This window comes from Natronosalvus amylolyticus (assembly GCF_024298845.1).
GTDB lineage: Archaea > Halobacteriota > Halobacteria > Halobacteriales > Natrialbaceae > Natronosalvus > Natronosalvus amylolyticus.
This window is the reverse complement of sequence record NZ_CP101156.1, coordinates 2803648-2815993: the sequence shown is the minus strand read 5'-3', so window position 1 is coordinate 2815993 and position 12346 is coordinate 2803648. Positions and strand designations below refer to the sequence as shown.

Annotated in this window: 10 protein-coding genes; 6 read left to right on the top strand and 4 right to left on the bottom strand. The window is 59.7% G+C overall.

Annotated features, from left to right (window positions below; translation table 11 throughout):
- Nucleotides 1-189: 189 nt before the first annotated feature.
- From NLK60_RS13185 to NLK60_RS13175, 3 genes are all read right to left on the bottom strand, one after another.
- Nucleotides 190-1059 (bottom strand): bacteriorhodopsin, encoded by an 870-nt coding sequence (locus NLK60_RS13185; RefSeq protein WP_254808234.1) that lies wholly within the window; start codon nucleotides 1057-1059, stop codon nucleotides 190-192.
- Between the two features lie 97 nt (nucleotides 1060-1156).
- Nucleotides 1157-1381, bottom strand: a complete 225-nt coding sequence (locus NLK60_RS13180; RefSeq protein WP_254808233.1) for a hypothetical protein — start codon at nucleotides 1379-1381, stop codon at nucleotides 1157-1159.
- 28 nt (nucleotides 1382-1409) lie between these two features.
- Nucleotides 1410-2036, bottom strand: a complete 627-nt coding sequence (locus tag NLK60_RS13175; protein WP_254808232.1) for a hypothetical protein — start codon at nucleotides 2034-2036, stop codon at nucleotides 1410-1412.
- A gap of 181 nt (nucleotides 2037-2217) precedes the next feature.
- On the opposite strand from NLK60_RS13175, the gene NLK60_RS13170 reads away from it, so the two are divergent.
- The 5 genes from NLK60_RS13170 to NLK60_RS13150 all read left to right on the top strand — a co-directional run bounded on the left by NLK60_RS13170 (nucleotide 2218) and on the right by NLK60_RS13150 (nucleotide 10282).
- Nucleotides 2218-4590, top strand: coding sequence for an APC family permease (locus NLK60_RS13170; RefSeq protein ID WP_254808231.1), 2373 nt, complete (start codon nucleotides 2218-2220; stop codon nucleotides 4588-4590).
- A 464-nt stretch (nucleotides 4591-5054) separates the two neighbouring features.
- Nucleotides 5055-6206, top strand: a complete 1152-nt coding sequence (locus NLK60_RS13165) for a signal peptidase I (RefSeq protein ID WP_254808230.1) — start codon at nucleotides 5055-5057, stop codon at nucleotides 6204-6206.
- A gap of 8 nt (nucleotides 6207-6214) precedes the next feature.
- Nucleotides 6215-7762, top strand: a complete 1548-nt coding sequence (locus NLK60_RS13160) for a DUF5305 domain-containing protein (RefSeq protein ID WP_254808229.1) — start codon at nucleotides 6215-6217, stop codon at nucleotides 7760-7762.
- 498 nt (nucleotides 7763-8260) lie between these two features.
- The gene (locus tag NLK60_RS13155) at nucleotides 8261-8881 is read left to right on the top strand and encodes a hypothetical protein (protein WP_254808228.1); all 621 of its coding nucleotides are present in this window, start codon (nucleotides 8261-8263) and stop codon (nucleotides 8879-8881) included.
- 33 nt (nucleotides 8882-8914) lie between these two features.
- Nucleotides 8915-10282 carry a DUF1102 domain-containing protein gene (locus tag NLK60_RS13150; protein ID WP_254808227.1) on the top strand — a complete coding sequence of 456 codons (1368 nt, stop codon included), beginning with the start codon at nucleotides 8915-8917 and terminating at the stop codon, nucleotides 10280-10282.
- Nucleotides 10283-10570: 288 nt separating this feature from the next.
- Here the strand turns inward: NLK60_RS13150 and NLK60_RS13145 are convergent, their stop codons facing one another.
- The gene (locus NLK60_RS13145; protein WP_254808226.1) at nucleotides 10571-10783 is read right to left on the bottom strand and encodes a hypothetical protein; all 213 of its coding nucleotides are present in this window, start codon (nucleotides 10781-10783) and stop codon (nucleotides 10571-10573) included.
- Between the two features lie 401 nt (nucleotides 10784-11184).
- Between NLK60_RS13145 and NLK60_RS13140 the strand changes: the two genes are divergently transcribed.
- The gene (locus tag NLK60_RS13140; RefSeq protein ID WP_254808225.1) at nucleotides 11185-12210 is read left to right on the top strand and encodes a DUF1102 domain-containing protein; all 1026 of its coding nucleotides are present in this window, start codon (nucleotides 11185-11187) and stop codon (nucleotides 12208-12210) included.
- Nucleotides 12211-12346: the final 136 nt, after the last annotated feature.

Sequence of the window (12346 nt, the reverse complement as noted above, 5' to 3'; positions counted from 1 at the left end):
GAGGCGGTCCGTGGGAGGCGTAACACGCGTCCAGGCATCCGTGGCCCAGGTCTCGAGCGGCCTCGAGTGTGCGTTCGCGGCTCGACGACGGTCGTGGCGAGTTCGTCGTTGTGCTGCAGCCAGCGTGATCGGTTACCCGCCGGCGTGGTTCGGGATCAGTTTCCCGCCGGCGTGGTCTCGAGTGTACGATCAGTCGTCAGCCGGCGTGAATCCGGGGAGGCTCGAGCCGTAGTCGGCGCCGCCAGTGATCGCGTCGGGTTCTTTGATCACGTAGAACATCGCGACGAAGGTCACGATGTACTTGGTGATGATGTCGAGGATGCTGTAGCCCCACGAGGTGATGGCCACGTCGAGGATTGCAAACCCTTCGACGCCGAGTGCCCACAGGATCGGGTAGCCGAACCAGCCGACGACGGTGAGCAGTTTGAGGGTGTTGAACAGGTCTCCGGTTCCGGTCTTTTGGGCCTCGGCCGTCCAGTCGACGAGGATGACGTAGACGATCACGAGGAAGAAGATCGAACTGATCACGAACCACCACCAGCGCATGACCAGACTCGAGGTGGTCAACGCGGCTGCCAGGCCGGTGATACACATCGCGATGGTGAAAGCGACGGTTGTGAGGATCTTCGTCCAGTTCGAGCCAGCGATCATCCCGAGGGCGATCAGGATGAACGGTGTCGAGAACGTCCAGGTGAGGTACCGTCCCCACATGGTCAGGACGCCGTCTTCGCCGGCCGTCACCGTCCCTTCGGCGGGGTGACCGCTCGGCATCTCGATGACGCTCAGTGTGAGCCCCGATGTGAGCCCCGTATAGCTCGAGATCGAGACGACCGAGATGAGCATCAGCGAGATGGCGATCATCTTCGACCGCGGATCGGTCAGGTTCCGCCCGAGGTAGGCGATTCCCAGGATGGTGAAACCGGCGAGGGCGATGTTCAGGACGAACGACAGGGCGAGAGCCGTGTCGTCGAAGACGTACTCGAAGAGCTCAGCCTGTGTGAGCCCGTTTTCGAGGGCAATTCGCTGTGCGGCGAACGCGAGTTCGGTTGGCAGTGACATACCTAGATGTGTTGGCGGCCCGAACAAAGTTAAAGAACAGTCCATACAGGTTTGGCTGGAGAAGGGATAGAGCCCCCGAACCGGGCATTTTCGCCGGTTAATCGAATTTCCTTGTACCCCCCTCGTTTTCTGTGTCCCGGTTCGCGAGAACCACGACGAGGACACCGCCACCGAGTATCCAAAAAACTCCCAACCCGAGCAGGACGGCGTTTGCAGTGACAGCCCCGGTGGCGGCGATCGTTCCGCCGAAGAGGACGACCGCGACGAGCATCAGTCGATAAAAGCGCTCTTGCTCGACGAACCAGCGGGCATATGCGTTCATACGGAGTGATGAGATGGCGTCGTGGTAATCATTTCGCCTTCGATAGTACGTCTCTCGCCGCGACCGCCCCCCTGACCTCCCACCACATGCTGGTCAACACCACGGCCAACCCGATGCCGATGACCGAGGTGTACCAGACGTCGACAGCCGCAACACCCGACCCAGTCATGTAAATCCGCACGCCTCGGGTGTACAGCCCCGCTGCCAGTTTTGGCGCGAGGAGACCGAGCGCCGACAGCCCCACACCGATCCAGACGAACGAGATACCCGGAGAGAGCGCCAGCAGGGTTGCCGCGTCCTCAATCCAGAGGAGTCGCTTTGCCTCCTCGAGCGTGAGTTCCCCGGTCGCCGCCCAGTACTGGAGTCCGACCAGGAATACGCCAGCCACGAACGTGACGAGCGCACCTGCGAGTGCGATCAGGGCGAAGGCCGGTTCGAGCGCACCGCCCGCGACGACCTCTCCCTCGAGCGACCCGATAAGATGGCGGCGTGCGCCGGTCGCTGGCGCGACGAAGGCGGTCACGAGGAGTGTCAGAATACACGCCCGTATCCGCCAGGGGAGCGATATCGGGAACACCTGTCGGGTCGAAAGTTTTGCACGCGTGTAGGTATCCCCGGACAGAACAGCCTCGCGGATGTCACGGTCACCCGCCATAGTCGTCTCCTGTACAACGCTGATGGTGATAAACGGTACGGGGGTTTCGATGCGACGAATCCGACGTTCAGGTCGTCGCTGGTAGTCCTGTATTACTTTTCACAGTTAGGCCAAGCCGTCTAACTCGATCAATCGCTAGCAGAGTTAGATACGGACGCAGTCGTCCGATCGGTTCAAAACCGTGCCCACAGGACTCAAACGCGACCTCGGATTGTTATCGACGATGGCTATCGCGATCGGCGCGATGGTCGGATCTGGCATCTTTATTCTGCCCGGCGTGGCGTACGTCACCGTCGACGGGCCGGCCGTGGTACTGGCGTTTCTCATCGCCGGGTTGCTGGTGTTGCCGGCAGCGTTCTCTGCCGCCGAAATGGCAACCGCGATGCCCGAGGACGGTGGCTCGTACGTGTTCGTCGAGCGCGGTATGGGTCCGTTGCTCGGCACCATCGCCGGTGTCGGTAACTGGTTTATGCTCTCCTTCAAGGGTGCGTTGGCGCTCGTCGGCGGCGTGCCGTATATCGTCTTCATCGCCCCCTGGCTCACGGAGTACATCCTCGTCATTGCCGTCGCGCTCGCAATCCTCTTCACCGTCATCAACATCGTGAGTACAAAAAGTGCGGGAACCCTCCAGTTCGCGATCGTCGGCGCGATGCTCGTCGCACTCGCGTGGTTCATCGCCGGTGGCGTCCCCGACGTCTCTCCTGAGCGCACAGCCGGCGCGTTCAACTTCGGCTCCGGTGGATTGATCGCCGCAACGGCACTCGTGTTCATCTCCTATGCCGGCGTGATCAAGATCGCTGCCGTCGCCGAGGAGGTCAAAGACCCGGGGAAAACGATCCCGCGTGCGATGATCGGCTCGCTCCTTCTCACCACCGCCCTCTACGTGGCCGTCGTCTACGTCGCAATCGGCGTCATCGACATCGACGCAGCGATCGCCGCTGGCGATCTCCGGTCGGACGGGGAGGGTGCGATCATGGCACTGGCCGCGGACGCGACGCTAGGGCTTCCCGGAACCGTCGCGGTCGTGTTTGCGGCCCTGTTAGCGCTGGCATCGACCGCGAACGCAGGACTGTTGTCCGCCTCCCGATTCCCATTCGCGATGGCCCGCGACGGACTCGCTCCGGGAGCGTTCGAGCGTGTCAGTGACCGATTCAACACGCCCGTCCTCGCTGTGTCGGTTTCGGGTGCGATCATCGTCTTGCTGGTCGTCTTCGTCCCTATCGATCAGGTGGCGAAGTTCGGCAGCGCGTTTCAGATCATCGTCTTCATCCTGGTGAACCTCGCACTGATCGGCTTCCGCGAAGGAGCGATCGACAACTACAGCCCCCCGTTCACCGCCCCGCTCTACCCCTGGATGCAGCTGTTCGGCATGGCGAGTGGCTTCGTGGTCCTCACCCAACTCGGTACGGTCCCACTCGCCGGCGCAGCGCTCATCACTGGGGTTTCTATCATTTACTTTTACCTGTACGTTCGCCCGCGAACCGACCGAGAGGGAGCCGCCCGCACAGAAGTGCGTCGGAACGTCGGTGAGGCAGCCCTCGAGCGAACTCGAGAGCTATTTGCGGAAGGACGACGGTACGACACGCTCGTTGCGATTACGGAGCAAACACCGGTCGAGACACGTCTCGACATGCTTCGAATCGGATTGGACCTGTCGGCACTTCGGGAGGGTTCGGTAACGGTCACGAACTTCAAGCAGGTTCCACCTCGTGTGTTCACCGCCAGCGACACCACCTCCCGCCACGACGAACCCCCCGAGTGGGCACGCAAAGCGCACCTGTCTCCGAACGTCGAGGGTGACACGACCGTGGCGAACGGTGGCCGACAGGGTGAGGGCGCCGACGAACCGGTCGCTCGCACGGGTAACGGTGCAGCGTCGACTGCCGAAACCGTCGCCACCGGTCCCGAACCGACGCGGAGCCCACCGATCGACTTCCGAACCGTCACCACCGAAGACGTCGGCCCCGCAATCGTGGAGTTCGCCTCGTTCGAAGACCAGTCGTTCATCGTCCTCGAGCGACGGGTCGAGGAGTTACACGAACTGTACAGTGAAGGCGTCAACGAACACGTGTTGCGGAACGCGCCCTGTGGCGTGTTACTCGTCGAGGACCGCGGCTTCGACGGCGTCGAGGAAATCGCCGTCGCAACCGAGCGTGGAGTGTACGACCCGGAGAAACTACTGGTCGCCGATGCCATCGCTGAGGAGACCGGCGCCACGCTCACACTGTTACAGACAATCCCCGAAGACGCACCCTCAGGGCGCGAACAGGTCGTACAGGAGTACCACGACGAACTCCGACGGATACTCACTGTGACGGCAGATTCCCGAATCCTTCGCAGCGACGACCGCGTGGCAGCACTTGCCCGGTTTGCGAACGCCGCAGACCTCCTCGTCACTAGCACCGAGCGTCGTGGGCTTTCCGGGGCGCTCTTTGGTAGACCCGGCGACCGGCTCGTCGACGTCGTCGATGTCACCGCGGTCATGGTCCAACCTGCCGGGAAGCGCCAGGAAGGACTCGTCCAGCGGCTGGTACTCGATCGACTGTTCGGATGAGCCGATACAGGACAGACTGTACGAACCCGTTCTCAACCCCTGGGAACTGCGAGTACCGATTAGTATCGCTCGAGACGTCGGAGATCTGTCGGGGACGATTGTTGGTATTGTAGCGTAACCGAGCCGCAAAGCACCTTTCCTCAATGAGCGAGCAGGGAGAGGACCCATAGACAATGCTTCACCTTTCGTAGTGTGACGGTAATCAGACATTGTCACTCTATCTACCCCCGCTGAAATTACGAGTGAATGCTCGAGCCGGGTGAAAATCCGAGATTCCGGTTGGTGAAACAGAACGTAGGTACAACGTGAGTATACATAAGCAGGAGTCCGTTTTAGGTCGAGAAAATACTCGGGAGTGAACGACTCGAGCGGGGGGAACAGTAACTGACGGTGGTCGAACCGACGCGACCGAAACCGAGTGATCGGCGCGGCGGATTTCCACCGTCACAAAATAGGGGGGGACGATGAGATTCAAGAGGTTCGCCGAATACACCGTGGCGTTCGTGCTGGTTGTTTTAGTGGTATCGCTCGGTTTGGGCTACGTCCTTGGTCAGCCAGTGTTGCTCGCGTACGTCGAAACGGGAAGCATGGAACCGACGCTCGAGGCGGGTGACGGGTTCGTCGCCGTCCCCGCCGCACTCGCCGGAGACGTCGAACAGGGCGACGTCGTGACGTTCAAAGCCGAAGAACTGCACGGCGGTGCGCCGACAACTCACCGCGTCGTCGACGTCCACGAAAACGGGTATATTACACAGGGTGATGCCAACCCCTTCACCGACCAGAGTCGAAACGAACCGCCGGTGACGGACGGCCAGGTCAAGGCCGTCGCACTGCAGGTCAACGGCGAGGTCGTCCGTCTCCCGCACCTCGGAACAGGTGTAATGGCGCTCCAGGACGGGATGCAGACCGTCGAAGGGACGATTGCCGGCATCTTCGGCTGGCAACGGCTCGGCTCGACGGAACTGACGTACCTCCTGTTCGGCGGCGGCGTGATACTGTTCGGTGCGAGTCTACTGGCTGGGGAAGGAAACCGCGACCGGTCGGCCTCGAGAGAACGCTCACGCGATCGTTCGGGCGTTATCGATTCGCGCTATCTCCTGGTCGCGTGTGTCATCCTCCTGTGTGCCGGTGCGACTGCAGCGATGGTCATGCCGGCGGGAACCGAGAGCTACGGCATCGTCAGCACCGAAGGGAGCGGCTCTGCGAATCCGACGATTATCCCCGTCGGGGAGACCGACGAGTTCGAGTACACGGTCCACAACGGCGGGTTCGTTCCAGTCGTTACCTACCTCGAGCCCCGTAGCGGCGGTATCGAAACCCAACCCGAACAACACAGACTGGCGGCCAACGAGTCGGCCAATTCGACGGTAACCCTCCACGCCGACGACGACACCGGCTATCACGTCGAATCGATGACCGAGTACCGGTATCTGCTGATCCTGCCGCCGAGGATAATCGATTCGCTGTACGTCGTTCACCCATGGATTCCCTACCTCGCCGTGAACACCGTCATCGGAACTCCCTTGGTCGTTTTCTGGCGGCTTTTCGGCGGTACCAGTGACAGAATACGCCTCCGCCGACGGGCTCGATCTCGAACCGGCGGCTTCTTCGATTGATAAAACACATGACACGCACACATTCACCCGACGAGTTGACGACCGACGACCGACGACAGATTCGGCTCCGTGCGCTGCTCGACCGGCGATTCCTGCTCCTGGTCGGGCTGTTCATCGCGATCGTCGTCGCAGGGGGTTGGCTGGCGTACGAACCACACGTCGCACCGGCTACCATCGAGGACTCCCAGCCGACAGGTACCTGGGAAGAGCAGCCGACGCTCAGCCACCAGGCGGAGATTCAACGGGCAAACCCCGTCTTCCCCGTTGGGGAGACCCTGCGAAACCAGGGGCTGTACTACACTCGACTCTCTCCGGAGCTTCAGGGTACGTACACATACGCCTACGAAGCGCCCGACGGCGAGCTCGATACCACCGTCGACGTGTTCCTCGTGCTGCAGTCGGTCGACGACGACGGGAACGTCTACTGGAGCGAGCGAGAACGCCTCGAACGGGATAGCATCGAGGGGCTGCAACCGGGCCAGGAAATGCAACTCTCGTTCGACCTCAACGTGAGCGATGTGGAGCCACGAATCGAGGCGATCGAGAGCGGCCTCGGGGCCAGTCCCGGGACCAGCGAAGCCACCGTCGTCGTCGAAACGACCGTCTCCGGGACGGTAAACGGCGAACGGATCTCGAACAGACACGTGGGAGAGTACGTCCTCGAGCCGACTGGCTCGACGTACAGCGTCCAGACTAACACCGAGAACGTGGGCGAGCGGACCTTCACCGAGACCGTCGAAATCGACGAACGCTACGGACCCCTCCGATCGTACGGGTCGCTCGCGCTGGTGGTATTCGGCCTGGTCGGGATTGCGACGCTCGGCTACGGACGACACGCTGACTTGTTAGCCGTCACCGACGACGAGCGACGATTGCTCGAGGCCGCCAGCCAGCGCGAGGAGTTCGACGACTGGATCAGCGTGGGCCGAGTCGAGGAAGCCGACCTCGAGGGGCCGCGCATCGAAATCGCGAATCTCGAAGGGCTGGTTGACGTGGCCATCGACTCCGATCGGCGGGTAATCGAGGATCCCCAACAGGGTGCGTACTACGTCGTCGAGGGGGACGTGTATCACGTGTACGAACCGGCGGATCGGACGCCTGAAGATGACAACGAAATTGACGAAGATGAGAGAGAAGCCGCAGTCGGAGGTGAGCAGCGAAACGAAGCGGCGGACTCACTCGAGTCGAAACAGGCCTCGAGAATAAAGATGAGTGACGGTGTCACGGATGACGTCAGCGAGAACGAGCGTCGAGCGGCAGCATCGGATGATGTTGACGAGGGCGTCGGAGATGGCGTCCTGGTCGGTGGCGACCCGCCCCTCTTCGACGATGCCGGCGATCGCCCGTTCTTCGAGAACAGAGACAGCGAGGATAGCGACAACTCGACTCGAGATGAGGCTGCTTTCGACGAGTTATCCTCCATCTTCGATGACCAAGAAGCGGAAGACTACGGCGACGAACGGCGTCTCGAGGACAACCTGAACTCGAATGGCGAAACCGATCCGGGCGTCGAAGCGGTTGACGCGAGCGACGAGGAACCAGAAGAAAACGACTAGTTGTGTTCGCTTTCGATGCGATGAGTCTCGGGTAGGAATTCAGTTGCCAGAACCCTGGTCACTGTTACTCCCTGTACCACTGCTACCAACACGAGAATAGCTACTACTGCCACCGTCCCTACAACCATCGCCACTGCCCCTGTTGCAGCCACCGGTACGTGGCGACTCTCGAAGGTCGTGATCGAGAAGATATTTCGTCTCTACCCGATAGCATGCTGGCGGTTTCTGGTAGTCGTTGTTCCGATGCGGTCTCCACGCCAGCATGCGAAACGTTGGTGTGTACCACTACAGGGTTTCATAGAACGTTGACATGCTGATCACACTCCCATCCAACCCCCCATTGTTGACACCCGTTTTCAGCCCAACCTGGGCGTAAAATGGACAATATCCGGATGCTATCGGGTCGAAATGGACAATTAGTGAATACATACGACGGTTGCAATCAACGCCTCGAGCAAGGGACACGGGCGAAGCGAAACCGTGTCTCGGAGCAAGACAATGAAACGACGCAACTTCCTAGTCGGCGTTGGCGGAACAGCAATCGGCGGCAGCGCGCTCCTCGGTACGGGCGCGTTCAGCCGCGTCGAATCGACTCGCAGTGTGAACATCGAAGTGGCACCGGACGACGAGGCCTACCTCGGACTCGTGCCGCTGGACACGCCCAATTCGAACAATTACGTCGGTCTGGACGACAACGGACACCTCGAGGTCAACATCGCAGACCAGCCAGAGGGTGACGGTGTCAACTCGAACTCGACGACGTACTTCGAGGGCATGTTCGACATCTGTAACAACGGCAAGGACACCGCGACCGTGTACATCGACGTCACCGGACTCGAGTTCCACTCGAGCGCGCCCAACGGCATTAACGCCGAGGGGACTCCAGTTGCGGACGTTCGAGACGAGGACGGAAATTCGATCGTGATGGATAGTAGCGACGATTGGGAGGCACCCGGATTCCAGGCGCTGGTACTCGAAACCGGCGAGTGCGAGACGATGAAAATCGTCACGCAGACGTACGGCGTCGATGCCACGGAGGACGAGCCGTTAGTTACCGGTGACGTGACGATCGTTGCCGACGCACCCGGTGCGGGCGAAGAACCCCAGAATCCAGCCTGAGCATTCAGGAGAAAATACCGGACTTATTCAATTATGAAACGAAGACAATTCGTAATGGGGGTGGGGAGCGCATCCATAGGCGGCAGTGCCTTACTCGGTACGGGCGCGTTCAGCCGGGTCGAATCGCAACGATCGGTGACGATCGAAGTCGCCGAAGATCCGGACGCGTACCTCGGCCTCGACAAGTGTGGCGGAGATAATCCGACGCCGAACGGCAGTTACGCACACCTCGATGGGAACGGCCATCTCGAGATTCTCATGAACGATGAGAATCCGACCCACAACGGGGAGGAAGACAACTATCTCGGAGCCGGCATCAACTCGAACTCGACGACCTGGTTCGACAACGTCTTCCAGATCTGTAATCAGGGGAAAGAAGACATCTGTGTGTGGATCTCGGACAGTGAATCCTGGCCCCGCGTCGAAGGAGGAGAACCAGACGCTGGCAAACGCCGCGTCGAGTTCTACCTGGGCGCTGACGACGGCCGTTCGCTCATCGGCGAGGAGAACGCGATCGGGATTCCGCTCGGCGAGTGCGTCTGTGTCGGAATCAAGACGCGAAGCTACGGCCTCTCGGAGGAAGCCGAGTTGCTCGAGGCGCTGGATAACACGATCGAGATCGTGGCCGACGTGGATGGACTCTGTTTCTCGGATCCCGAAGAACGATGTCCGATCTACGGCATCTCCCAGGGGACCGGTGTACAACAGATCGAAGCGATCGGCATCCCGAACTTCTCGGACACAAGCCATATCGTCGACCTAGACGGCTTCGACGAAAACGAGCAGTACTATCCGAACGGCCTGGCGTTCGACGATGATGAGGGTAACTGGTACTTCACCACGCAAAACGGTGACCTTCATGTGTACGATGGCTCCGGATTCGAAACCCTGGGTCAGATAGGAACCGGAAGCGCCGTCGCTGGTGCAGCGTGGTTCATGCAGGGCCACTACTACTTCGTCCCGAACGGATCGTCCGACCTGTGGCGAGTGGACAGGAACGGCGATGACGAAGTGGTTGGTGATCTCGGAATCGACTCGATCAACCTGGGCGACGTCGCAATTGAAGGGACCACGACCTACATTAGCACGTCCAGTTCCGGCAGTCCCGCACAGTTCATCGAGGTCGAACTGAGTGCGAGTGGCTCGAGTATCGATACCGTTGACGTGGTCGCAGACGCGAGCGACTCCGATGTCGATCTGACCTCACACGCTGTCAACAAGCAGATCGCGTTCGGTCCGGACGGGATACTCTACGCCCACCAGGCTGGCTCGGGTGTTGGAACCAACGGGAACTGGTACACCGTCGACCTCGCCAACGGAGAGCTGAGTGACGTCGTTGGTGAAACCAAAGAGTACACTGACCTCGCTCAGTGTGCGTTCCCACCGTCATTCACCAGATAAAAACGTTTGACGGCTAACTTTTTTAGTTCACGCGCTAGATAGATGTAGTCACTTCTCCATGAACGCCCCACCCTACTCCGCCGTCACGAGCGCGTCTTCGTTGCGGGTGAGGGTTCCCGCCTCTCGAACGGGACTTCGTAATCAACGTACAGTCGGTCTCTGCGAAAGTACGCGGTTAGACAGAATAGCGATGGTGACGTTCACGGGGTAGTCGTAGCGGCTACGCGAACCCTTCTCTGCCATCATCGTTTCTAGCGTGCTAACAAACAAATATCGTCTCGGCGAGTCTCACTGTTCAATCATCCGAGGGCGCTCGTCGGTCAGTTCGACGGAGCCACTGACACACTCCTTCTCGAAAAAATACCAGTAAACGCCGTTCCCATCACACTTCGTGCAGTGATAGGATTCCTCGAGCGTACTCATCTCGCCGTTATCGAATTCGATGGTGCTTTCGGTGATATGGAGAAACTGAGACGTCTCACAGTGAGCGCAGATTATCACGAGTAACCACCTGCTGTCGACTGGTTTTCCCTCACCGCTGCTGGTGCCGTTCGTCTATCGTGGGCATTGATCCCGGCGTGTCGATCGTGCTGTTTCATACCCTCTAAGCCCCCAGTACCTCGAGGAACGAGCGCCCGGACTATATCTATGCAGACGGTACCATGGCTCAAGCCTTCGTTGAGCACCCCGACGCTGTGGGCTGAAACGTTCGAGAATAGTCACGGCCACGGTCGAAATTTCCGGCGCTGGTGCTGAATTGTGGCTTCGTTTGCACGGTCTTGAGACGAGCAAAGAAAGGTTGTGTTCGGGTACGATCTGGTTGGTCGGCCGACAACGAGTGAATCCATATCTGACGGGATGGCGAGAGTCCAGCACACCACGCGCTATCGTGGGGGAATACCATGGAACGACGAAAATTTTTGATCGGAGTCGGTAGCGCCTCCCTCGGCGGGAGCGCACTGCTCGGAACCGGCGCGTTCAGCCGAGTCGAATCGAACCGGAACGTCACGATCGCGGTTGCGGAAGATCGAGACGCATACCTGGGACTCGACAAATGCGGCGGCGATGAGCCGACTCCAAACGGGAGTTACGCACATCCGGACGGGAACGGCCATCTCGAGATCCTGATGAATCCGGATAACCCGACCATCGGTGATTCGCCGCTCGGGGACGGAGTCAATTCGAACTCTCGGACGTGGTTTCACAACGTCTTCCAGATCTGTAACCAGGGGAAAGAAGACGTCTGCGTCTGGATTTCGGACAGCGAAGCGTGGCCGCGCGTCGACGAGGGACAGTACGAGGGCGACCGTCGCGTCGAGTTCTACGTCGGCGACGATGACGATCGGTCGCTCATTGGCGAGGAAAATAGGCAGGTTCTCGAGCTCGGGGACTGTTTCTGTGTCGGGATCAAAACGCGAACGCACGGGTTGTCCGACGGCGACGAGTTGTTAGCGTCGCTCGAAAACGAGATCCGCATCAACGCGGACGTCGACTGTCCCGAGCCCGACAATGGGGACGAGTTACCGGATTGTAGCGTGTGTGACCCTGATGGAGATATGGGTCGGTTGACGCAGCTGGAACTCGAGAATACGGGAGGCGATAAGGAGATCAAAGTCGAACAACGAACCACTGGTGATTCTGACAACTGGGTCGTATTATTCGACGACGACGTCGATGGTGGGAGTTCGTTCATGCTGGATTTACTCACCCAGGGCGCACCGGAAACCCGGTTTTACGTCGATGGAGAGCGAATCCGCGTCGTTCAAGACGGAGAGGAAGATCCAGACGACGAGTTCCACGTCAGTTGCTCGAGAACCGTCGAAGTTGGCCAATACCTCCACCCGGATGTGTCTCCCGGGAACGAACTGCAAATCGTCTCTGGCGGGAGAGAATCCCCTGGAAGTGGGGAGTTTACACCGATCTGTTGAGCGCTATTGACAGACTGCCCGCTGTTTTTTCGACACCATCCCGTTCCGCTATTCGCCCCTTCGCACAGACGAGTCAAGCCGTGTAACACCTGCCAGCAACGAGTAACAGAAATGTAATCGATATCCAACAAAAAAC

Bases quoted from the DNA above. Each gene is read 5' to 3' on its own strand.
- NLK60_RS13160 (WP_254808229.1), top strand. From the start codon at position 6,215: ATGACACGCACACATTCACCCGACGAGTTGACGACCGACGACCGACGA.
- NLK60_RS13175 (WP_254808232.1), bottom strand. From the start codon at position 2,036: ATGGCGGGTGACCGTGACATCCGCGAGGCTGTTCTGTCCGGGGATACC.
- NLK60_RS13155 (WP_254808228.1), top strand. From the start codon at position 8,261: ATGAAACGACGCAACTTCCTAGTCGGCGTTGGCGGAACAGCAATCGGC.
- NLK60_RS13180 (WP_254808233.1), bottom strand. From the start codon at position 1,381: ATGAACGCATATGCCCGCTGGTTCGTCGAGCAAGAGCGCTTTTATCGA.
- NLK60_RS13140 (WP_254808225.1), top strand. From the start codon at position 11,185: ATGGAACGACGAAAATTTTTGATCGGAGTCGGTAGCGCCTCCCTCGGC.
- NLK60_RS13165 (WP_254808230.1), top strand. From the start codon at position 5,055: ATGAGATTCAAGAGGTTCGCCGAATACACCGTGGCGTTCGTGCTGGTT.
- NLK60_RS13185 (WP_254808234.1), bottom strand. From the start codon at position 1,059: ATGTCACTGCCAACCGAACTCGCGTTCGCCGCACAGCGAATTGCCCTC.
- NLK60_RS13150 (WP_254808227.1), top strand. From the start codon at position 8,915: ATGAAACGAAGACAATTCGTAATGGGGGTGGGGAGCGCATCCATAGGC.